At 63.8% G+C, this 22,344-nt stretch carries 20 protein-coding genes; 8 read left to right on the top strand and 12 right to left on the bottom strand.

The features are described from left to right. Nucleotides 1–32 precede the first annotated feature (32 nt). The 4 genes from AC0L3U_RS05220 to AC0L3U_RS05205 all read left to right on the top strand — a co-directional run bounded on the left by AC0L3U_RS05220 (nucleotide 33) and on the right by AC0L3U_RS05205 (nucleotide 4,766). Nucleotides 33–1,784: a DUF262 domain-containing protein gene (locus tag AC0L3U_RS05220; RefSeq protein WP_473360939.1), complete on the top strand. Its 1,752-nt coding sequence runs from the start codon at nucleotides 33–35 to the stop codon at nucleotides 1,782–1,784. Between the two features lie 69 nt (nucleotides 1,785–1,853). Then, a complete protein-coding gene (locus AC0L3U_RS05215) occupies nucleotides 1,854–2,216 on the top strand; it encodes a hypothetical protein (protein ID WP_473360938.1) in 363 nt (120 codons plus the stop codon). A 190-nt stretch (nucleotides 2,217–2,406) separates the two neighbouring features. Beyond that, entirely contained in the window at nucleotides 2,407–3,690 is a 1,284-nt protein-coding gene (purD, locus tag AC0L3U_RS05210; protein ID WP_473360937.1) for a phosphoribosylamine--glycine ligase, read from the top strand. 170 nt (nucleotides 3,691–3,860) lie between these two features. Next, nucleotides 3,861–4,766: an alpha/beta fold hydrolase gene (locus AC0L3U_RS05205; RefSeq protein ID WP_473360936.1), complete on the top strand. Its 906-nt coding sequence runs from the start codon at nucleotides 3,861–3,863 to the stop codon at nucleotides 4,764–4,766. Here AC0L3U_RS05205 and AC0L3U_RS05200 read toward each other — a convergent pair. Beyond that, complete coding sequence (locus AC0L3U_RS05200) at nucleotides 4,763–5,221, bottom strand: nucleoside deaminase (protein ID WP_473360935.1); 459 nt, start codon at nucleotides 5,219–5,221, stop codon at nucleotides 4,763–4,765. The genes AC0L3U_RS05205 and AC0L3U_RS05200 overlap by 4 nt on opposite strands. Nucleotides 5,222–5,340: 119 nt before the next feature. On the opposite strand from AC0L3U_RS05200, the gene AC0L3U_RS05195 reads away from it, so the two are divergent. Then, entirely contained in the window at nucleotides 5,341–7,497 is a 2,157-nt protein-coding gene (locus AC0L3U_RS05195) for a pseudouridine synthase (RefSeq protein WP_473360934.1), read from the top strand. A gap of 2 nt (nucleotides 7,498–7,499) precedes the next feature. Continuing rightward, nucleotides 7,500–8,054, top strand: a complete 555-nt coding sequence (gene rsmD, locus AC0L3U_RS05190; RefSeq protein WP_473360933.1) for a 16S rRNA (guanine(966)-N(2))-methyltransferase RsmD — start codon at nucleotides 7,500–7,502, stop codon at nucleotides 8,052–8,054. Nucleotides 8,055–8,063: 9 nt separating this feature from the next. On the opposite strand, the gene mutL is transcribed toward rsmD, so the two are convergent. Then, nucleotides 8,064–9,878 carry a DNA mismatch repair endonuclease MutL gene (gene mutL, locus AC0L3U_RS05185; protein WP_473360932.1) on the bottom strand — a complete coding sequence of 605 codons (1,815 nt, stop codon included), beginning with the start codon at nucleotides 9,876–9,878 and terminating at the stop codon, nucleotides 8,064–8,066. Between the two features lie 263 nt (nucleotides 9,879–10,141). Between mutL and AC0L3U_RS05180 the strand changes: the two genes are divergently transcribed. Continuing rightward, nucleotides 10,142–10,459: a ribbon-helix-helix domain-containing protein gene (locus AC0L3U_RS05180; protein ID WP_473360931.1), complete on the top strand. Its 318-nt coding sequence runs from the start codon at nucleotides 10,142–10,144 to the stop codon at nucleotides 10,457–10,459. Nucleotides 10,460–10,596: 137 nt separating this feature from the next. Here the strand turns inward: AC0L3U_RS05180 and AC0L3U_RS05175 are convergent, their stop codons facing one another. The 4 genes from AC0L3U_RS05175 to AC0L3U_RS05160 are packed head-to-tail and all read right to left on the bottom strand — an operon-like array spanning nucleotide 10,597 to nucleotide 13,560. Next, the gene (locus tag AC0L3U_RS05175; RefSeq protein ID WP_473360930.1) at nucleotides 10,597–12,165 is read right to left on the bottom strand and encodes a GMC family oxidoreductase; all 1,569 of its coding nucleotides are present in this window, start codon (nucleotides 12,163–12,165) and stop codon (nucleotides 10,597–10,599) included. A 29-nt stretch (nucleotides 12,166–12,194) separates the two neighbouring features. Further along, a complete protein-coding gene (locus AC0L3U_RS05170) occupies nucleotides 12,195–12,743 on the bottom strand; it encodes a gluconate 2-dehydrogenase subunit 3 family protein (RefSeq protein ID WP_473360929.1) in 549 nt (182 codons plus the stop codon). A gap of 34 nt (nucleotides 12,744–12,777) precedes the next feature. Further along, the gene (locus AC0L3U_RS05165) at nucleotides 12,778–13,173 is read right to left on the bottom strand and encodes a VOC family protein (protein WP_473360928.1); all 396 of its coding nucleotides are present in this window, start codon (nucleotides 13,171–13,173) and stop codon (nucleotides 12,778–12,780) included. Next, nucleotides 13,174–13,560, bottom strand: a complete 387-nt coding sequence (locus AC0L3U_RS05160; RefSeq protein ID WP_473361104.1) for a c-type cytochrome — start codon at nucleotides 13,558–13,560, stop codon at nucleotides 13,174–13,176. It abuts the gene before it with no gap. Nucleotides 13,561–13,866: 306 nt separating this feature from the next. Here AC0L3U_RS05160 and AC0L3U_RS05155 point away from each other — a divergent pair, with 306 nt between their 5' ends. Next, complete coding sequence (locus AC0L3U_RS05155) at nucleotides 13,867–14,175, top strand: hypothetical protein (RefSeq protein ID WP_473360927.1); 309 nt, start codon at nucleotides 13,867–13,869, stop codon at nucleotides 14,173–14,175. A 77-nt stretch (nucleotides 14,176–14,252) separates the two neighbouring features. On the opposite strand, the gene arfB is transcribed toward AC0L3U_RS05155, so the two are convergent. The 6 genes from arfB to ileS all read right to left on the bottom strand — a co-directional run bounded on the left by arfB (nucleotide 14,253) and on the right by ileS (nucleotide 22,227). Continuing rightward, on the bottom strand, nucleotides 14,253–14,669 hold the full coding sequence (gene arfB / locus AC0L3U_RS05150) for an alternative ribosome rescue aminoacyl-tRNA hydrolase ArfB (protein WP_473360926.1): 417 nt from the start codon (nucleotides 14,667–14,669) through the stop codon (nucleotides 14,253–14,255). Between the two features lie 113 nt (nucleotides 14,670–14,782). Beyond that, nucleotides 14,783–16,150, bottom strand: a complete 1,368-nt coding sequence (locus AC0L3U_RS05145; RefSeq protein WP_473360925.1) for a M16 family metallopeptidase — start codon at nucleotides 16,148–16,150, stop codon at nucleotides 14,783–14,785. Further along, entirely contained in the window at nucleotides 16,147–17,541 is a 1,395-nt protein-coding gene (locus tag AC0L3U_RS05140) for a M16 family metallopeptidase (RefSeq protein ID WP_473360924.1), read from the bottom strand. The genes AC0L3U_RS05145 and AC0L3U_RS05140 overlap by 4 nt, the downstream gene beginning before the upstream one ends. Before the next feature lie 199 nt (nucleotides 17,542–17,740). Continuing rightward, on the bottom strand, nucleotides 17,741–18,469 hold the full coding sequence (locus AC0L3U_RS05135; protein ID WP_456767733.1) for a hypothetical protein: 729 nt from the start codon (nucleotides 18,467–18,469) through the stop codon (nucleotides 17,741–17,743). A gap of 97 nt (nucleotides 18,470–18,566) precedes the next feature. Further along, on the bottom strand, nucleotides 18,567–19,061 hold the full coding sequence (gene lspA, locus AC0L3U_RS05130; protein WP_473360923.1) for a signal peptidase II: 495 nt from the start codon (nucleotides 19,059–19,061) through the stop codon (nucleotides 18,567–18,569). A gap of 157 nt (nucleotides 19,062–19,218) precedes the next feature. Further along, nucleotides 19,219–22,227: an isoleucine--tRNA ligase gene (gene ileS, locus AC0L3U_RS05125; RefSeq protein WP_473360922.1), complete on the bottom strand. Its 3,009-nt coding sequence runs from the start codon at nucleotides 22,225–22,227 to the stop codon at nucleotides 19,219–19,221. Nucleotides 22,228–22,344: the final 117 nt, after the last annotated feature.

Genomic DNA, 22,344 nt, shown 5'->3' with positions numbered 1-22,344 from the left:
GATGATCGAAACGGGCGCGCAAGGGCGATGAAATGGATCACAAACTGAAGGTGACGGACCTGCCTCAAGAGGCAAATTTTTATGACCTCTTGTCTGGGGACAACACGCTTTCAATCCCGCTCTTCCAGCGACCTTATATGTGGAAGGAAAGTCATTACAAGACGATGTTGCAAGACATTGGCACTATCGACGAAGAGACCGATGCCGCCGTGTTCCTTGGTGTCGTTGTTTCATTTGGCATCGGAATGGGTCCAGGCCGTCCGCCGACGTGGATGATCGTCGATGGCCAGCAACGAATTACTACGCTCTATCTTAGCGTAATGGCCGCCGTCGAAGTGGCCGCTCGCGCCGGTGAACTTAACTGGGCGTCCGACATTTTGGGGCGTTATCTCTTGGTCAGGCCGATGTCAGGCTTGTCAGTAAATACCAAACTCATTCCCTCATTTAATGACCGCGCACAGTTTGCTGCGCTCTGGAAACGGATCATTGAGATCAAAAATTTTAGTCAGCACCAGATTGTTGCGTCCAATCCGCCAAAGCCGCCCATTCCGAGCGGAAGGGCAGAAGGCACAATGGTCACGCAGTACAACCGGATTCGCGCCGATCTAAGCAAGCTGTTGCGTGACAAAGGATTGGACGCGCTCGGGCATCGCGTTGAGATAATTACCTCTCGACTAAGTGTTGTGTCGATTTCTCTCCGCGATCCAACGGTCGCGCCTAAGATTTTCGAAAGATTGAACTACGGTGCTGAACCCGTCACCGTCGCCGACCTTGTGAGAAACGAGGTCTTTGCCCGCTCAGGCGACGACCCGCAAACAGCCCTTCATCTCTTTGAGTCCCGATGGGAGCCGTTCGTTAGTAGGTTCGAAGACAAAAACACCGACCTCGATAGATTTCTGTTTCCGTATGGCCTGTTACATAACTCAAACGTAAAGAAAGCAGATCTCTTTGGCGCTCTTCGGAAACACTGGGAACAGTTTGATCCCAAACAGATCATAGATGATCTCGAACAATATCAGCCGGCTTACCTGGCATTGAATTCTGGAAAACCGTATAAGTCCGATTACCCCAAGGTCGCCCTCCGCGTTGACCGTATCTATAGGTCAGGTCGGCCGTCCTCCGTCTATCCGTTCTTGCTCAAGGTACTTCGGTCTTTTGAACTTGGACTTATCTCGGAAGGGAATGCGTGCGCCACCCTAGATGCCGTAGAGTCCTTTCTAATCCGGCGCGCGGTTGCTGGAATCGAACCCACCGGCCTCCACGCGGTGTTTAAGGGTCTTTGGCAAGACCTCGTTGGCGAAAGCAGCAATTTAGATCAAGTGGTCACGCCCGAACGGACTTTTCAATCCATCAGCAGCAAGCCGACCATAAGCTGGCCCAATGACGAGGAGTTTCGTGCCGCTATAGAGACTGGGGACCTTTATCACCGAAAAATCGCCAATTACGCCATTCGTGAATACGAACTGAGTCTTAAAGGTGAATCCCCATCCGACAATCATCACATCGAACATATCGCTCCGCAAACGCCAACAAGCGAGTGGCAGAATGCTATTCCAGATGATTACGAAAACCTTGTACATACTTGGGGTAACCTGCTTCCGCTTACGCCGACCATGAATCCAGCAGCTGGCCAAAGTGATTTTGCCGTCAAGCGTAAAGCTTACGCCGATTCTATTTTTGCTTCTGCCAGGGACGTAGCCAAGGTAAAAATCTGGAACTCAAAATCCATTCGGGATCGTTCGAAAACGATAGCGGACTGGGCACTCAAAAGGTGGTCTTATTGACGCCTAAGCGCGTCCGCGAGAATCGGAACGGCTACCGCATACTGCGGTCCAAACAACAGGGGGGGCTTGATGGCTTGGCAACCGGACATTTGGACGGGCGACGTGCGTCGGGTGCTTTACAAGCGTTTGGTGAAGGAGTTTGGGCCACTCGACAAATGGGAAAAAACGAACTCGCCCGGGCGCAATCTGGATCAACAGTTCGACGAATTTTGCGATGTCTTTGCCAAAGCTGTTGGGGCTAAATCTGGAGAGGCAGTTCAAATCCAAATTCGGTTTGCGATGCCGGAGACAGCAAAGGGCAGCAGTTGGGGAAGGCAGGTACAGACGGCCATTTTGAACAAGGCCGCCGCCCTCGAAGCCGGTTTTATCGAGGACAAGCATCTTCCAGATTTGCAGGCCGTGGGTCGGCAACCTTCGCTGGACCAGCTTTAGTTCGTATTTGAACCGGAAGCGCCTTCCATCCAGCGTTGGCGTACACGGCAAAGAAGGAGGCTCACGCCCCCCGACCGACTCGGCTCAGGGGGTGTCCCCGGAATGACGGGGAGTGCGGGGCGTTTGCCCTTGAGGCGAGGGCCGATTCGTGCGACCTCCGCCCCAACAAGCCCCTTTTTTCGAGCCCTCGATGCACATTCTCCTCCTCGGTTCCGGCGGCCGCGAACATGCCCTGGCGTGGAAGATCGCAGCCTCTCCCCTGGTGACCAAATTCTGGTGCGCGCCGGGCAATGCCGGGATCGCGCGCGAGGCGGAATGCGTGGCGCTCGACGTCGCCGACCATGCCGCCGTGATCGACTTCTGCAAGACGAATGCGGTCGAGCTCGTGGTGGTCGGCCCGGAGACGCCGCTGGCGGCCGGTATCGTCGATGACCTCACCGCCGCCGGCATCAAGGCGTTCGGGCCGGACAGGATCCCCGCCCAGCTCGAAAGCTCGAAGGGCTTTACCAAGGTGCTGTGCACCGAATTCGGCATTCCGACCGGCGCCTACAAGCGATTCACCAACGCCGCCGACGCGCGTGCCTACGTCCAGAGCCAGGGCGCGCCGATCGTGGTCAAGGCCGACGGTCTTGCCGCCGGCAAGGGCGTCGTCGTCGCCAAGTCGGTGCGCGAGGCGGAGGACGCCATCGCCATGATGTTCGAGGGCGGCTTTGGCGAGGCCGGCGCCGAGGTCGTGATCGAGGAGTTTTTGCCGGGCCGCGAGATCAGCTTCTTCGCGCTGTGCGACGGCGAGACCGCCATTCCGCTGGCATCCGCGCAGGACCACAAGCGCGTGTTCGACCATGACGTCGGTCCGAACACCGGCGGCATGGGCGCCTATTCGCCGACGCCGCTGGTGACGCCGGCGATCCATGACGCGATCATGGCCAAGATCATCCTGCCGACGGTATCAGGCATGAAGCAGCGCGGCACGCCGTTTCGCGGCATCCTCTACGCCGGGATCATGCTGACGACGCAAGGGCCAAAACTGTTCGAGTTCAACGTGCGCTTCGGCGATCCCGAGTGCCAGGTGCTGATGCTCAGGATGATGTCGGACATCGTGCCGGCCTTCCTCGCCGCCTGCGACGGGCAGCTGAAGAACTTTGACCTGCGCTGGCATCCGGAGGCCGCGCTCACGGTGGTGATGGCGGCGAAGGGATATCCCGGCGACTATCAGAAATTCACGCGGATCGAGGGGCTCGATGACGCCTCAGAGGTCGAGACCGCCGAGATCTTCCACGCCGGCACGGTCGAGCAGGACGGCGCCATCCTCGCCAATGGCGGCCGCGTGCTCAATGTCTGCGCGCTCGGCAAGACCGTGACGGAAGCGCAAGCGCGCGCCTATCAGGCCGTCGATCGCATCAACTGGCCGGAAGGTTTTTGCCGCCGCGACATCGGCTGGCAGGCGGTGGACGCCGAGAAGTCCAAGGGCTGACAGGCTTTTTTCGCAGGCGCGCGCAATGCGCGGCCCCGCCGTCCGCACTCCGAAATTGTGTAGGCGGCTGTTGGACTTAGCTACTGTGCATGGGGTTGTTTTTCGAGTTTTTGTTTTGAGGCATTCTCAAGACCGAACAGATCCCACGCTGACAGATAAGGATGCAGAAGATGTCCGATCTCGCCGACCTCTATCCCGGCTTCGCCTCCGAATGGATCAACACCTCCTTCGGCCGCATCTTCGCCCGCGTGGGCGGCAAGGGACCGCCGCTGTTGCTGCTGCACGGCTTCTCCGAGACCAACGTGATGTGGCACCGCGTCGCGCCGCAGCTGGCCGACCGGTTCACGCTGATCATCGCCGATCTGCCCGGCTATGGCTGGTCCGACATGCCCGAGAGCGACGCGCTGCACATCCCCTACAGCAAGCGCGCGATGGCCAAGGCCATGATCGAGGCGATGGAGCGGCTCGGCCACGTGCACTTCGCGCTCGCCGGCCACGACCGCGGCGGCCGCGTCTCGTATCGGCTGGCGCTCGATCATCCCGGCCGGCTGTCGAAGCTTGCCGTGCTCGATATCCTGCCGACCTATAATTACTGGGAGCGGATGAACCGCGCCTACGCGCTGAAGATCTATCACTGGACTTTTCTGGCGCAGCCGGCCCCGTTGCCGGAGACGCTGGTCGCGAGCAACGGCGAGTTCTTCCTGCGCTTCAAGATGGCGAGCCAGACCCGATCGAAGACGCTGGACGCCATCGACGAGCGCGCGCTCGAACACTACATCGCCCCGTTCCGCGACCCCGCCCGCGTCCACGCGATGTGCGAGGATTACCGCGCCGGCGCCTATTTCGATTACGATCTCGACAAGGCCGATTTCGAGGCCGGCAAGAAGATCACGATTCCCATGCTGGCGCTGTGGGGCAATGCCGGCGTGGCGCAAGCCGCCGCCACCCCGCTCGACATCTGGAAGCAATGGGCGACCAACGTGGATGGCATGCCGGTGGATTCCGGCCACTTCCTCACCGAGGAGAACCCCGACGTCACCGCAAAGGCGCTGCGTGAGTTCTTTGCCGCATCCTAGCGCCGCTCGCGAAAGAAGTCCTTGAGCAGCCGCGCCGCTTCGCTTTCGCCGACCCCGGAATAGACATCCGGGACGTGATGACAGGTCGGCGAGGTGAAGAACCGCACGCCTGATTCAACCGCGCCGCCCTTGGGGTCGGCGGCGCCGTAATACAGGCGCCTCACCCTTGCGAACGAGATCGCGCCCGCACACATGGTGCAGGGCTCCAGCGTCACGTAGAGGTCGCAGTCGACCAGGCGCTCGCTGCCGATCTTCTTGGCCGCCTCGCGCAGCGCAACGATCTCGGCGTGCGCCGAGGGGTCGTAATCGGTCAGCGTCCGGTTCGCCGCGGTGGCGATCACCTCGTAATTGCGGACCACGACGCATCCGATCGGAACTTCGCCCGCCTTTCCGGCGTTTTCGGCCGTTTTGAGCGCCAAATCCATGAAAGAGGGGGCTTTCAAGCCTCGTATCATCGCGAGAAACCTGCTAGTAGCTGCGCCTTCAGCAGAAGTGCTTACCGAATTTGCCTGAGCATGCGGCTCGAAACGAGCGCGCACAATGCTTTCTGGCCACCCCCTGAGTGAGATTATTCATGCCTCGCGACAGCGACAAAGACAACGATTCCCGCGGCCGGCGTGATCGCGGCCCGGCCAAGGGCGGCCCGGCCAAGGGCCGCTCCGGCAAGCCACGCGGACCCGACAAGAAGTTCGCCAAGCGCGGCCCTCCCGGGGACAAAGGCGATTCCCGCCCGCCCCGCGGCGACCGCGACAGCCGTCCCTTCCGCCGCCGCGAGGAGGGCGATGCCCCGCGCCGCGATTTCGGCGACCGCCCGAAGTTCAATCGCGAAGATCGGCCGCGTGAAGACCGGCCGCGCGGTGAGGATCGTGGCGAGCGCAGCTTCAAGCCGCGTGGCGATCGGCCCTTCAAGCCGCGTGAAGACCGTCCGTTTTCGGATCGTCCGTCGCGCGACGGCGAGAAGCGCCCGTTTAAGCCCCGTGGCGACCGCCCCTTTTCCGATCGCCCCTCGCGCGATGGCGACAAGCGGCCGTTCAAGCCGCGCGGTGATCGCCCGTCCTATGGGCGTGATGACCGTCCGCCGCGCAGGGATCGCGACGATTCCCGTCCGGCCGGCCGAACCGGTGACGCGAAGTTTGGTGACAAGCGACCTTACGCGCCGCGTGGCGACCGTCCGGAACGCAAGTTCGACGGCGAGCGGAAGTTTTCGCGCGGCGCACCGGACCGCAATCGCAGCGAGCGCAGCGATTCAAAACCCTGGCAGAAGCGCGATGCGGCTCCGCGCGGCGACCGGCCGCCGCGCAAGGACTTCAGCAAGGGTCCGCGCAAGGATTTCGGCGGCAGCGACCGCGGTCAGGACAAGCCCTGGCAGAAGCGCGACGATCGGCAAGGCGGCGGCGACGACCGTCCGCGCTTTTCGCGTTCGCGCGACGATCGTCCATCGGGTGACCGTCCGTTCCGCGAGCGGCCCAAATTCGATCGTCCCAAGTTCGATCGTCCACGCGATGATCGTCCGAGGTTCGATCGCGGCGGTGAGCGCCCCAAATTCGATCGTCCGCGCGAGCGCTCCGAGGGTCGCTCCGATTGGCATGAGCATCCCCGCAGCGAAGCGCGTTCCGGCGATCGTCCACGCCGCGAAAACGAAGACGAGAGCAGGATCTTCGAGAAGCGTCCGGCCTTCGGCGGCCGCGGCGCCTATCGCGAGCGCGATCGTGATTCCGAGCGGCGGCCGCGCCGCGAGGAAGAGGTCAAGCCGAAGAAAGCCGGTGAGCGTATCGCCAAGGTGCTGTCGCGTGCGGGCCTCGCCTCGCGCCGCGATGCCGAGGAGATGGTCACGCAAGGCCGCGTCAGCGTCAACGGCCGGGTGATCAACTCGCCTGCGCTCGACATCACCTCGAACGATGTCGTCACCATCGACGGCAAGCCGTTGCCGGAGCGCGAGCGCACGCGGCTGTTCCTCTATCACAAGCCGCGCGGCCTGATGACGACGCATGACGATCCCGAGGGACGTCCGACCGTGTTCGACAATTTGCCCGAAGGTCTGCCGCGGCTGATCTCGATCGGCCGGCTCGACTTCAACACCGAGGGCCTGCTGCTGCTCACCAATGATGGCGGGCTCGCGCGCACGCTCGAGCTGCCGGACACCGGCTGGCTGCGCCGCTACCGTGTCCGCGCCCATGGCGACGTCACGCAGGCGCAGCTCGACGAGCTGAAGAACGGCGTCGAGATCGAGGGCATCAAATACGGTCCGATCGACGCCACGCTGGAGCGTGACCAGGGCGCCAATGTCTGGCTGGTGTTCGCGATCCGCGAGGGCAAGAACCGCGAAGTGCGCAACGTCTGTGCCCATCTCGGACTTGAGGTGAACCGGTTGATCCGGGTCTCCTACGGCCCGTTCCAGCTCGGCGAGGTCCCGGAAGGCCAGGTCGAGGAGATCAAGTCCCGCGTGCTGCGCGACCAGCTCGGCGAAAAGATCATCGAGAAATCGGGCGCGCAGTTCGACGTGCCGCAGAAATCTGCCTCGCATGAGGGAGACGACGCGCCGCGCGAAAAGAAGCCGGCGACCAAGCGCGGCGTGATCAACGACCGCAAGGGCCGCCGCGTGCTGGTGCAACGCACCGGCAGCGAGGAAGCGCGCGAGCGTAACGAGGCTGAGGCGAGCGGCTACGGCCCGCCGCGCCGTCCCAAGCGCGGCTATCACGGCAAGCGCGATCTGGCGCCGAAGGAGGACTGACGTTGCGCGTCGTCGGCGGTCGCTTGAAGGGGCGCAATCTGGCCTCACCGTCCTCGCGCGACATCCGCCCCACGGCGGACCGCCTGCGCGAGTCCGTGTTCAACATCCTCGTGCACGCCTATGACGATCCGATTGCGGATGCGCGCGTGCTCGATCTCTTTGCCGGCACCGGTGCGCTGGGCATCGAGGCGTCGTCACGCGGCGCTAAATTCGTGCTGTTCGTCGACAACGGCGCGGAAGCGCGCGCCCTGCTGCGGAACAATGTCGAGACGCTGGGCCTCGGCGGCGTGACAAAAGTCTATCGCCGCGATGCGACCGATCTCGGGCCTGCGCATCCGGTCGAGCCGTTCTCGTTGGTGTTTCTCGATCCGCCCTATGGCAAGGGGTTTGCGGAGAAGGCGCTTGCGAGCTTGCGCGACGGCGGCTGGCTCACGCCGAGCGCGCTGCTCGTCGTGGAAGAGGCAAAGGCTGCGCAATTCGTCACGCCGGAGGGCTTCGAGGAATTGGAGCGGCGCGCTTATGACGACACGGAGTTCGTGTTTTTGAAGCGGCCGTAAATTCGAACATTACCTTCGCCCGAACAGCTTCTCGACATCCGACAGCTTCAGCTCGACATAGGTCGGGCGGCCGTGATTGCACTGGCCGGAGTTTGGGGTGCCCTCCATCTCGCGGAGCAGGGCGTTCATCTCCTCGGGCCTGAGCCTGCGGCCGGCGCGCACCGAGCCGTGGCAGGCCATGGTGGCGGCGACGTGCATCAGGCGGCGCTCCAGAGGCAGCGCCTCGTCCCACTCGGCCATGTGCTCGGAAAGATCGCGCAAGAGCCCGCCCGCGTCGGCCTTGCCGAGCAGCGACGGCGTCTCGCGAACCGCGACCGCGCCGGGGCCGAAGGATTCGATCGCAAGGCCAAACGACCCCAGCTCCTCGCTGCGCTCGAGCAGGCGCTCCACCGTGGCCTCATCCATCTCGACGATCTCAGGGATCAGCAGGATCTGCCGCTGCACGCCATTAGTAGCCAGCGAGGCCTTCAGCCGTTCATAGACGATGCGTTCATGCGCGGCGTGCTGGTCGACGATGATCAGGCCGTCGCGGGTCTGCGAGACGATATAGGTCTCGTGGATCTGGGTGCGTGCCGCGCCGAGCGGACGGTCGACCAGGTCGCCGACGGGCTGGCTCTCGATCCGCACGTCCGCACTGGGCGCACCGACGTCGAACGCTGCCTGCGCGCGCTCGGCGAAGGCGGGCGCGGCCGCACCGTCGAATGACGGCATCGGCGCGACCGGGGCCGAGGGCGAGGCGCGCCAGTCCCAGCTCGCTGGGCGCGGCGGCGTGAAGGCGGGCCGGAACGAGGACAGCGCGCTCTCGCCGCTGTTGGCCGCCGTACGCCGGCCCTCCCGTGCAAGCCCTTCCTTCAATCCGTGCACGATCAGCGCACGGACGAGGCCGGCGTTGCGAAACCGCACCTCGGTCTTGGCCGGATGCACGTTGGCGTCGACCTCGCGCGGATCGAGCGTGACGAACAGCGCCAGCACCGGATGACGGTCGCGCGGCAGATAGTCGGCATAGGCCCCGCGCACCGCCCCTAAGATCAGCTTGTCGCGTACCGGGCGGCCGTTGACGAAGAGATATTGCCCGAGCGCGTTGGCCTTGGTCAGCGCAGGTGCTGCGGCATAGCCGGCGACCACCACGCCCTCGCGCTCGGCATGGACCTCGATGGCATGGTTGCGGAACTCTGCCCCCAGGATGTCGCCGAGACGCGTCAGGCGACCGGCGACGCCGGGCAGCGCCGCAGCCCAGGTCACCGGCGCGCGCTCTTCGCCCGCGAGCGTGAAGGCGATTTCCGGCCGCGCCATCGCGAGGCGCCGCACCACCTCACGGATGGCTTCCGCCTCGGTCCGGTCGGTCTTCAAGAACTTCAGCCGCGCCGGCGTCGCGTAGAAGAGGTCATTGACCTCGACCCGCGTGCCGTGGGCCAGCGCCGCGGGCATGATCTCGGATTTATCGCCGCCCTCGACATTGAGCGCCCAGGCGTGCGGCTCGCCGGCGTGCCGCGTGGTGATGGCAAGCCGCGCCACAGAACCGATCGAGGGCAGCGCCTCGCCGCGGAATCCGAGCGTTCGGATCTGCAGCAAGTCCTCGTCGTCGAGCTTGGAGGTGGCGTGACGCTCGACCGCCAGTGACAGGTCCCTGGCGGTCATGCCGCCGCCGTCGTCGGTGATGCCGATCCGCCGGCGCCCGCCGCCATCGGTAAAGACGTCGATCCGGCTCGCGCCGGCATCGATGGCGTTCTCGACCAGTTCCTTGACCACGCTCGCGGGACGCTCGACCACCTCGCCGGCGGCGATGCGGTTGACGACCTGTTCGGGTAATTGGCGGACGGGCATGAAACTCGATTTTCGGCTTCGATCTTGGGCTTCGATCTGGATTCGCGGAGAACGCTATTCTAGGCCGTGTTGCGTCAAAAGCATGTGTTGGGCAACAGGAACGTGGCGGGCTGGGGAAAAGGGCTGTCTATCGCATTGATGGGATTGGACGTTCGAGAGAATCGCGCAACCGGGATGGATCGATCTCCGGCTGCCGTCCCGATTGTGGGGTACCGGGCTGCGGTGTAGCATCGCGAAAAACGGCAACAGGACGGGAGGACGCCATGTGCCATCTCTTCGCGCATCAGCCCCAACGCGACTACGAATCCCAGACCCGCTCCTTACGGATCGGTGGGCATTGCACCTCGATTCGTCTGGAAATGGCGTTCTGGGACACGCTGGAGGAGATCGCGGCCAAGGAGAACATGAGCGTCGGCAAGTTCCTGACAACGCTCTACAACGAGGTGCTCGACCATCACGGCGAGGTCAACAATTTTGCCTCGTTGCTGCGCTGCTCCTGCCTGATCTATCGCTCCCGGAGCTTGGAGCCGGTACGGGATTTCAAGGTCGCCGTCGCACCCATTCTTGATGCGGCTGAATAGCCCACCGTCATTGCGAGGAGCTCTTGCGACGAAGCAATCCAGACCGTCACCGCGGTGGGCTTCTGGATTGCTTCGCGTCGCTCGCAATGACGGGGAGGGAACGCTGTGCTCCATTCCGAGCCGATGGACGTCGGGCGTCAGATCTCTTTCTTCTGCATCGCGCCGGCAATGTAATCCGCCTGCCGGATCGCCAGCGAAACGATGGTCAGCGTCGGATTGCAGGCAGCACCGCTGGTGAACTGGCTGCCGTCGGAGACGAACAGGTTCTTGACGTCGTGGCTCTGGCCGAACTTGTTGACCACGCCGTCTCGCGGCTTCTCGCTCATCCGGTTGGTGCCGAGATTGTGCGTGCTCGGATAGGGCGGTGTCGGATAGCTCACGGTGGCGCCGACGGCGTCGTAGACCGCCGCACCCTGCTTGTAGGCGTGCGCACGCATCGCGAGATCGTTGGGATGATCGTCGAAGTGTACGCTCGCGACCGGCTGGCCGAACTTGTCCTTCACGACAGGATCGAGCGTGATGCGGTTGGTCTCCTGCGCCATGTCCTCGCCGACCAGCCACATCCCGGCCATCCTGGGATAGCCGTCGAGTGCGGCGGTGAACGGGCGTCCCCAGGCGCCGGGGTTGAGGAACGCCGCCATGAAGGGCAGTCCGAGCGACAGCGTCTCCATCTCGTAGCCGCCGACGAAGCCGCGCTTCGGATTGTTGGCGGCCTCGTCGCGGATGATGCCGGCCATGGTGGTGCCGCGATACATGTGCACCGACTTCTCGAACACGGCATAGACGCTGCCGGTCATGTGGCGCATGTAATTGCGGCCGACCTGACCGCTTGAGTTGCCGAGGCCGTCGGGGAACATCGTGGATGCGCTGTTCAACAGCAGCCGCGGGCTTTCGATCGAATTGCCGGCCACAGCAACGATGCGGGCCTTCTGGCGCTGCATCGCGCCAGTCTCGTCGGCGTACACCACGCCGGTGACCTTGCCGCCTGCGTCATGCTCGATCTTGACCGCCATGCTGGCGGGGCGAACCTCGAGATTGCCGGTCGCCTCGCCCTTGGGTATCTCGGTGTAGAGTGTCGACCATTTCGCGCCGGATTTGCAGCCCTGGAAGCAGAAGCCGATCTGCTGACAGGCGCCGCGTCCGTCGCGCGGCTGGCTGTTGATCGCCATGTTGCCGGTGTGCACCGTCTTGTAGCCGAGCTTCTTTGCGCCGGCCTCCATCACTCTGAAGTTATTGTTGCCGGGAAGTCCGGGAATGCCGTTGGTGCGGGTCACGCCCATCTTGTTCTCGGCCTTGGCGTACCACGGCTCCATCTCCGCGAGCGTGACCGGCCAGTCCAGCAAGTTGGCGCCGGGAATGTTGCCGTAGGTGCTCTTCACCTTGAACTCGTGCTCGTCGAACCGCAGCGACGCGCCGGCCCAGTGTGTGGTCGAGCCGCCGACCGCCTTGACGATCCAGGCGGGAAGACCCGAGAAGTCTTTTGCGACGCGCCATGATCCCGATGTGGTGCGCGCATCGGTCCAGGCGAGCTGCGAGAAACTCTCCCACTCGTCATTGACGAAGTCCTGATTCTCGATGCGGGGACCTGCTTCGAGAATGACGACCTTGACGCCCTTCTGTGCGAGCTCGTTGCCCAGCGTGCCGCCGCCGGCACCGGAGCCGACGATCACCACAACGCTGGAGTCGTTCAGATCGAATTTTGCCATATGCGTTCTCCTGAACCGTTGGGTGAGCCTTAAGCCTTCGGCAGCCAGTCGATGTCGGCGAAGCCGCGGTTGATGTAGCCGCCGTGTTCGGCGGAGGAGCCCTCGTAGCCGAACCGCGGCCAGACCTCTTTCTGGTTGTAGAGAGAGACGACGAGGTCGCCGCGCACCTTCTGGAAGAAGTCGCTCTGCTCGATCTCCTTCAAAAGCACCACGCGGTCGGCTTCCCAGGGCACTTCGGCATAGGGCGCCTTGTGGCGATCACGCGCGTTCTGATCGAGCCTGGTGATGCCGTCGCTGATCAGCGACTTGACGGACGCGTCCTTCGCCGCCTTGCCGTCCCACGGCTTGATCGCGGTGATGTAGTAGCTGTCGCCGAGGACGTCGTGCGGATAGATATCGCGCGCGACCTTCAGCAGCGTCTTCATCGTCGCGGGCGAAAGCGCGCTTGTCTCGTCGGCCCATGCGCCCTCGATGCTGACGGCGACGCTGGTCGCGACTGCCACGACCGGGACGGCGGTCGCGGCGCCCTTGAGAAAGACGCGGCGGCTGTGCTTGCTTCGACGGTCGACTTCCCTCATGGCATTCCTCCGTTGATCTTGATTTTTGATTTGGTTAGTTGAAACGTCCGCCGCGCTGGATCACCTCGATCTTGTAGCCGTCGGGATCACTCACGAAGAAGAAGCGCGCCAGCGTTTTGCCGTCGTGCTTGAAGTCGCGCAGCGGGCCCGGTGCGAGCTTCTCGCGCTCGAAACGGGCGTGTTCGGCATCGAGATCCACCACCACCACGGCGAGATGTCCGTAACCGTCGCCGAGCGCATACGGCTCCTTGCGATCGAAATTGACCGTCAGCTCCAACTCGAAGGGCGAGGAGGGATGACGCAGATAGATCAGGGCAAAGTCTGCGAACTTCAGACGGTCGGCGACTTCCAGGCCAAAGGCCCGCTTGTAGAAGTCGAGCGAGCGCGCCTCGTCGAGTGCGCGGATCATGGAATGGACCGGCTTCGCCATTCAGTTCTGCTCCTTAAGAAAGGCGATGATGGCGGCGCGCGTCTCCGGCTTCGCCTGCCGGTAGACCATGACCACGCCGGGAATCACGGCTTGCGGATTGGTCAGCCAGGCGTCGAGCTTCGTCTCGTCCCAGGCGAAGGCTGCTTGTGCGAGGGGCTCTGAATAGTGAAAGCCTTCGACCTTGCCGGCGGGCCGTCCGACGATTCTAACCAGCGGCGGACCCTGCCGCACCGGTTCCGACAGGTTCGTGGTGTGGCACACCGCGCATTGCTGCTTGAACAGTGTCGCGCCATCCGGCGGCTTTGCAGCCGGCAAGGGCATCTGCGCCTCGGCCACCCGCACCACCAGCACCATCGCGGTGCACAATCCCAGCACGATCGCGCGCATCGTCAAAAGTCCGCCCATCCACGTCAATTCAGCGTGCGCAAATTCTAGGCGTGGCAAAACATGCGGTGGTAGTAGCGGGCTGTTTCGCTGCGTGCGGAGATGCGCGCGGGGTGCGTTGTTCCGCGCTGCCGCATATGCGGAGGACAATTTCGCGAAACCGCCGTCAATTCCCTAAACGATCACCACACGAGCCAGATTGCATCGCGGTCGCGCCGTTCGATCTCGTAACGCGATGGACTGGTTTGACTCTGGCGGACGGCGCATCAAGCCGACGAACCGATCATCGCGAAAATCCAGGAGAAATGGATGAAGTTGGTGAAAACCTCCGCAATCGCATGCGCCGTCTCGGCTCTCATTGTCACACCGGTTCTCGCGCAAGGTACGTCGTCGGGCGCGAGGCCTAGCGGCACCGTGCAAAGCAAACCCATGCAAGGCAGCACAATGGGCAGCGGCGACGAAGAGATGAGCGCCCAACCGGGCGCGGCGGGCGAGACGACGGGCATGAAGCCGACGAAGGGCACCAGGGGCACGGTTGGCACCACGGGCAGTGCTGCACACAAAGGGACCGCCGACGAGTCCGCGACGGGCGGTGCAGCTACGGGCAAGCGCTACTAGCCCAAGCGCTACTAGCCAATGGAGTGAAACGGCAGAACTCCGGTCGCCCTGCGGCCGGAGTTCTTTTGCTGTGTCTGCTAGTCGTCGAAACCGCGCCCGCGCTTCGACTTGATGTCGCTGCGGCGCTTCTTGCCCTCGAGCCGGCGCTGCTTGGAGCCAAAGGTCGGCTTTGTCGCGCGCCGCGGCTTCGGCCGGACCATGGCTTCGCCGAGCATTTCCGTAAGGCGGTCGATGGCGTCCTGGCGGTTACGCTCCTGGGTGCGGAAGCGCTGGGCTTGGATCACGATCACGCCGTCCTTGGTCATGCGCTGCCCTGCGAGCCGGGCGAGGCGCAGCGCGGCATCCTCCGGCAGCGTCAGTTTGCGGGTGTCGAAGCGCAATTGCGCCGAGGTCGCGACCTTGTTGACGTTCTGCCCGCCCGGGCCGGAGGCGCGGACAAAGCCGATCTCGATGTCGTCCTCGTCGATGACGAGATCGCGGGATATCCGCAGCATGGTGGCACCATTCGTGATGCCCGGACATATCCCGGCCGCCCAAGTTCGGCAATGGCGCCCGAAATACAAATGGCCGGGCGAGCCCGGCCATTTCAGGAAGCGTATGGAAGACGTCAGTTCGACTTCGTCACCGGTGCGGCTGCCGGTTGCGCCGCGGCCTGCGGAGCGCGGCCGACGACGACGGTCAGCAGGCCCTGGCCCCAGAGGCGCTTTGCGGCCGCCTTGGCGTCGTCCATGGTGACCGCATCGACGACGGCGTTGCGCTTCTCGATATAGTCGATCGGCAGCTTGTCCTGTTGATATTGCAGCAGCGCCTGCGCGAGCTTCGAGGAGGTGTCGAGCGCCAGCATCTGCGAGCCCTTGAGGTAGGACTTGGCCTCGTCGAGCTCCTTCTGCGTCGGGCCTTCCTCGGCGATCCGGCGCACTTCCTTGTCGATGGCGTCGATGGTGTCGCCGGCGCGGTCGGCGCGGGTGCCGGTATTGCCGATGAAGACCGCCGAATGCTCCATCCAGAGCAGCGATTCGAACACCGAATAGGCCAGCCCGCGCTTCTCACGCACCTCGCGATAAAGCCGCGAGGACAGCCCGCCGCCGCCGAGGATGTGGTTGACGACATAGGCCGCCATGAAGTTCGGATCGCTGCGCTTCACTCCGGGGCCGCCGAAGGTGATCACGGTCTGGGGCACGTCGAGCGTCACGAACGCGCGTTGCGGCGGCTTGGCGGCCTCGACGTCGGAGACCGGCACGAGATTGGCCTTGGCGGGCAGGCCACCAAAAGTGTGGTCGAGCAGCTTGCCGAGCGTATCGGGATCCACATCGCCAACCACCGCGATCTTCAGCGTGTCCTTGGCGAGCACGCGGCCGACATAATCCTTCATGTCGGCGACCGTGATGGTCGGAACGCTGTCGAGGTTGCCGTTGGACTGTCGGCCGTAGGGATGATCGCCGAAAGCGACCTCCAGGAATTTGCGGCTCGCCAGCGAGGTCGGGTTGGTGGTCTCACGGCGCAGGCCCGAGATCACCTGCGAGCGAATGCGTTCGATATCGGCGGTTTCGAAATGCGGCGAGGTCAACGCGCTTCGCAGCAGGTCGAAGGCCTCGTCCTTGTTGTCGCGCAGCATGCGCAGGCTGCCGCGGAACGTGTCGCGGGTAGCGGAGAAGGAGAGCTCGATGGCGCGGCGGTCGAGCCGCTCATGGAAGGTCTTGGAATCGAGATCGCCGGAGCCTTCGTCGAGGAGATCGCCGACCAGATTGGCGACGCCCGACTTGTCCTTGGGATCCTGTGCCGAGCCGCCGGCAAAGGAATATTCCATCGCGATCAGCGGCACAGTCGCATCCTGTACGAACCAGGCCTCGATGCCGCCCGGCGAAGTCAAATGCTGGATCTTTGCGGCCGCCTGCGACGGCGAGACGGTCGCAAGCGCGAGTGCCGCGCCGGTGACGAGGGAGAATGAGACACGTCGAAGGAAGGGATAGGTCACGAACGCTTCTCCTCGCGCTTGGCGGCGCCGGTGTCCTTGATCAGATAGCCCGTCACCGAGCGCTTCTTCTCGAGCCATTTCTGCGCGACGGTGCGGACCTGCTCGGCGGTGACCGCGCGGATGCGATCTGGCCAGCTCCGGATGTCCTCGATCGACAGGCCTGTTGTCAGTGCGCCGCCATACCAGCGCGCCAGCACCGCTTGGTTGTCCTGGGCGTAGATCGCCTCGGCGATGAGCTGGGTCTTGACCCGCTCGAGATCCTCGGCGCGGATCGGATTCTGCGCGATGTCGGCAATGACGCCGTCGACCACCTGCTCGACCTCGGCGAAGCTGACGCCGGATTTGGGCGAAGCCGAGATCGCGAACTGGGTCGGGTCGAGCGAGATGCTCGAATAGCTGGCGCTGGCGGAGACCGCGAGCGGCTTGTCGACCACGAGCGCACGGTAGAGATAGGAATTGCTGCCGCTGCCCATCAGCTGCGCCAGCACGTCGAGGGCAGCGCTTTCGCCCGCCGCAGCCGTGGTCGCCGAGGGGACCAGGTAATAGCGCCGCAAGCCGGGTTGCTCGACGCGCGGATCGGCCAGGGTCACGGTGCGCGGCGCCGCGGGCTCCGGCTCCTGAGGGCGGACGCGGCGCGCCGGGATCGCGGGTTGAGCCGGGATGGAGCCGAAATTGCGCTCGACCAGCGGGCGGATGTCGGCGGGCTCGACGTCGCCGGCGATCACCAGGATCGCGTTGTTCGGCGCGTAGAAGCGGCGGTAGAAGGCGAGCGCATCCTCGCGGTCGAGCTTCTCGATCTCCTGGTGCCAGCCGATCACCGGCCGGCCGTAGGGATGGTTGAGATAGAGCGCGGCCATGATCTGCTCGTTCAGCCGCGCGTCCGGATTGTTGGCAACGCGCATGTTGTATTCTTCGAGCACGACGTCGCGCTCGGGCAACACGTTCTCGTCCTTGAGGATCAGGCCGGTCATGCGGTCGGCCTCGAACTCCATCATCTTCGGCAGCTGCTCTTTCGGTACCCGCTGGTAATAGTTGGTGTAGTCCACCGAGGTCGAGGCGTTCTCGTTGCCGCCGACGCGGAGCACGGTCTGGGAGAATTCGCCGACCGGATGCTTCGATGTGCCCTTGAACATCAGGTGCTCGAGGAAGTGCGCGAGCCCGGACTTGCCCGGCGTCTCGTCCGCCGAGCCCACCTTGTACCAGATCATTTCCGTGACGACGGGGGTGCGATGATCGGGAATCACCACGACCTGCATGCCATTGCCAAGCGTGAAGCTGGCGGGCGGAGCCGATGTCACCGTGGTCTGAGCAAGGGACGCGCCGGCCGTCAGGACACTCGTCGAAAGCAGCGCGGCAAGGAGGCGGGCAGCCGATCGGTAAGAGGACATCATGATCCTTATGAAAGGCCGAGCCCGGATGTCCGGCTCGGAGGCACGGCATGGTACACCGTGCGGCAAACGCTTCGCGTCACGAAGCAGAGAACTCGACTCGGGCGCAAGTTACTGATCAGCAATCAAAGACCGCGTCCAGCGTGCACGAGTCGCCGGCGCAGGACCGCGTCTGTCGGGATGTCGCAAAGGGACAGGAGCGCTATTGTTCCTTGTCCTTGCCGGACATGATGTCGAAATAGGTCCGCCTCGTCTTGTCCTCTCCGGCGCCATAGGCGTAGCTCGGCGACGGCGTCTGGTAGCCCGGCGGCGGCTCGACCAGCGACTGCCGCGGCGGCTCGGTCGTGAATTGCTTGGCCGCCTCGCCTTTGTTGTTCGACATCATGCCCCACAGGCCGCCGGTGAAACCGAGCTGGGCCGGGCTGAGCGACGGATTGCCATTGGTGCCCGGCTGAATAGGATCATTGCTCGTGCGCTCGGGTGCGGCTGTCCTGCCGACCTCCATCTCGGCGGGCGACAACGCCCGGCCGGCCTGCCAGCTTTCCGTGGCCTTGACGGCCTTCTTCCGCTGCGCGATCGCCTCCTTGCGGCGTCTCTCGTCAGGGTCCTTCGGCCAGTTTGGTGCGTTCTTGGCTTCAACGCCGGCGGGTGGCGGCAGGTCAAGCTTGGGCGGCACCACCAGCGGCGACCGCTCGCGGTACTCGATACCCTTCTTCTCCATGCTCTTGGCGCCGATGCCCGACATCAGATTGTCGATGAGCTTCTCTTCGAAGGTCATGTCGTCGTCGTCCTCGCCGTCGTCACCGGCGCGGGCGGCGCCAGCCGACATGACGAGACCGATGCCGAGCGCGACAGCGGACAATTTCAACGCCCGCCAGAACCCCTGCCGGGGGTCTTCAACCATCGAACCGCTGGTCTTCGAGCTGCGCATCACTGTACCTGTTCCAAATTGTGGCAGTTTGCCGCTCTCGCGCGGCATAATCCCTCGCAAAAACAAGGTTCCGCCTGCCGGTCCGTATCGGCCGGGATCAGGGCGCTTTTGCGGCGGGTACCCCCAGGAAGGAATTATACAATAGCGCCGCCACGCCAGCAACGATGGCCACGTCCGCGAGGTTGAACACGTACCAATTATAGGTATTTCCGCCGATATTGATGTGAAACAGGGCGAAATCGACCACCGCGCCATAGGCCAGGCGATCGATCCCATTGCCGATGGCGCCGCCAATGATCAGGCCGAGCGCGATGGTTGCCAGCAGGGTGTGCGAGCGCGCCATCCAGATCGCGAGCGCAACCACCGCCAGGACCTTGACCGCCATCAGCGCCATTTGCGCCGCCTGACCGTCGTTCTGGAGCCAGCCGAAGCTGATGCCGATGTTCCAGGCCAGCACCAGGTCGAAGAACGGGGTCACCTCGACCGCGCCGCGACGGGCGAGGTCGAACACGTTCAGCAGCCAGAGCTTTGAGGCCTGGTCGGCCACGAGCGTGACCAGGGCCGCGAGGATGCCGGCGCGGAGCGGGGTCATGGGCAGTCGGCCACAACACGCCCCGTCGTCGTCCTGGCGAAAGCTAGGACCCATACGCTGAGGCGGTCGTTGTTTGAAAGACTTGTGGTCATCAGCCTTCGGCGCAATTGGCGGCGGTGGTAATGGGTCCTGGCTTTCGCCTGGACGACGGTGAGACCTAGATGCTGACCCCCAGCGCCTTCCATTCGCGCAGCGCCTGGGCATCGCGCGGGGTGACGTCGGGGTATTCGGGGTCTTCACCCACCGCCGGCGAAATCTTCCAGGAGCGGGCGCATTTGGTGCCGACCGCCTTCTCCACCACGACTGCAACACCTGGAACGGCATCGAGACGGAATGCGGAAGCCGGCGCCTCGCCCTCGCGCACCTCGTAGTTCGAGGTGATGCAGATCTCGGCGAGGTCGGCGTCGAACAGCGTCGCAAGCATGTCGCGGTCGGCGACATAGATGACCGGTGATGCCTCCAGCGACGAGCCGATGTTCTTGGCGGCGCGTTCGAGCTCCAGCGCACCGGTGACGACGCGGCGGACGTTGCGGATCGCTTCCCACTTCGCGGCGAGCTTGTCATCGCGCAGGCTTTCGAGGTCGTCGGGAAACTGCGTCAGGTGCACCGAGGGCTCGGCGTCGGGCCTGTACATGCGCCAGGCTTCCTCTGCGGTGAAGCTGAGGATCGGCGCCAGCCATTTCAGGATCGAGCTGCACAACAGGTCGATCGTGGTCAGCGCCGCCTTGCGCGTCGGCGAGGACGGCGGATCGCAATACAGCGTGTCCTTGCGGATGTCGAAATAGAACGCCGAGAGCTCGCTGTTCAGGAAGGCGGACAAGGTTGCGACCACGGTCTTGTAGTCGAACTCCTGATAGGCCTTGCGAACGACGGCAGCACGGACCGCGAGCTCGTGCAGCACCAGCCGTTCGAGTTCGGGCATCTCGGCGGGTGCGACTGCGTCAGCCGGCTTGTAGTGATCCAGCGTTCCCAGCATCCAGCGCACGGTGTTGCGCAGCTTGCGATAGGTCTCGATGGTGTTCTTCAGGATCTCCGGGCCGATGCGCTGGTCGTCGGCATAGTCGGTTGCGCAGACCCACAGGCGCAGGATATCCGCGCCCGAATCCTTGATCACCTTCTGTGGCTCGACGGTGTTTCCGATCGACTTCGACATCTTGCGGCCGTTCTCGTCGAGCGTGAAGCCGTGGGTGAGCACGATGTCGTAGGGCGCGCGGGCCCGCGTGCCCGCGCTCTCCAGCAGCGAGGAGTGAAACCAGCCGCGATGCTGGTCGCTGCCTTCCAGGTACATCACGGTGTCGTCGCCGCCATCGACCTTGCGGACGATGTTGCCGAGCTGCGGGAAGTTCTGGCGATCCTCGAGCACGAAGGCGTGCGTGGAGCCGGAATCGAACCAGACGTCGCAGATGTCGTCGATCTTCTTCCAGTCTTCCTTCGCGCGCGATCCAAGGAAGCGCTCGCGGGCGCCTTCCATGTACCAGGCGTCAGCGCCTTCCTCCATGAAGGCTTCGCTGATGCGCTGATTGACGATCTCGTCCTGCAGGATCTCGGCCGAGCCGTCGCTCTTCTCGCGCACGAACACGGCGATCGGAACGCCCCAGGCGCGCTGGCGCGAGATCACCCAGTCGGGGCGATTGGCAATCATGCCGTTGATGCGGTTCTCACCCGACGGCGGCACCCATTGCGTGACCGAGATCGCATGCAGCGCGCGGGCCCGCAGCGTATCACCCTTCTTGGCATGGCCATTCTCGCTGACGTCCTTGTCCATCGCGATGAACCATTGCGGCGTATTGCGGAAGATCACCGGCTTCTTTGAGCGCCATGAATGCGGGTATTGGTGCTTGAGGCGGCCGCGCGCGAGCAGCTTGCCGGCCTCGACCAACGCCTTGATCACGGCCTCATTGGCATCGCCCTTCTCGCCCTTGTCGTTAAGCACGCGCTTGCCGGCGAAGCCGGGGGCCTGCGCGGTATAGGCGCCGTTCTCGTCGACAGTGTAGGGGATCGCGGTCGAGATGCCGCGCTCATCGAGCTCGCGGGTATTGGCCATCCAGACGTCGAAGTCCTCGCGGCCGTGGCTCGGCGCGGTGTGCACGAACCCGGTGCCGGTATCGTCGGTGACATGCTCGCCGGCGAGCAGCGGCACGATGAACTCGTACCCGCCATCGAGGCCGCGCAAGGGATGGGCGCACTCCACGGCGTCCAGCGTATCGCCGGGAATGTCGCGCAGCTTCTCATAGGCCGTGACGCGCGCCTGCTTGAACACCTCTGCGGCAAGCGCATCGGCCAGGATCAGGAGATCGCCGGTCTTCGCCCAATTGTCCGCGGCAGCATCCGTCACCTTGTAGAGGCCGTAGGCGATCTTCGGTGAAAACGAGATCGCGCGGTTGCCGGGCAGTGTCCAAGGCGTGGTGGTCCAGATCACGACCGAAGCGTTGGCGAGCACACCATGTGCCGGGGACGTGACGGGAAACTTCACCCACACCATGTCGGAGGTGTAGTCCTCGTACTCGACCTCGGCCTCGGCGAGCGCGGTCTTCTCGACCACGCTCCACATCACCGGCTTGGAGCCGCGATACAGCGTGCCGTTGGCGGCGAACTTCATCAGCTCGCGGGCGATCTGCGCCTCCGCGGGATAGCTCATCGTCTGATAGGGATGATCCCAGTCGCCGATGATGCCGAGGCGCTTGAATTCCTCGCGCTGCACGTTGATCCAGTGTGTCGCATAGGCGCGGCACTCTTTCCGGAACGCCACCATCGCGGCGGAGTCGCGGAAGTCGGGCTTCTGCTTGCCCTTGGAGCGGTAGTTCTCTTCCTCGATCTTCCATTCGATCGGCAGGCCGTGGCAGTCCCAGCCGGGCACATAGTTGGAGTCGAAGCCGAGCATCTGCTGGCTCTTGGTCACGACGTCCTTGAGGATCTTGTTCAGCGCGTGCCCGATATGGATGTTGCCATTGGCATAGGGCGGGCCGTCATGCAGCACGAATTTGGCGCGGCCCTGGGCTTCCTGGCGCAGTCTGTCGTACAGGCCGATGTCGTTCCAGTATTTCAGCAGCTCCGGCTCGCGCTGCGGCAGGCCGGCGCGCATCGGGAATTCGGTCTGCGGCAGGAACAGGGTTTTCGAATAGTCTTTGGCTTCGGATTTTTGGGACTTTTGTGGCTTGTCGGACATGAGGCTGACGGGCTCGGAAGGGCGCGGGAACGGATGGCGATGCGGAATCGCGGGTGAAACGACAACATCCCGGTCTTGCGCCGAGCCGAAAGCTCAGGCGGAAGCCGGGCCGCTAAT

It is taken from the genome of Bradyrhizobium sp. Kon69, from assembly GCF_055807515.1.
This window is presented reverse-complemented; position numbering and strand designations above follow the sequence as displayed.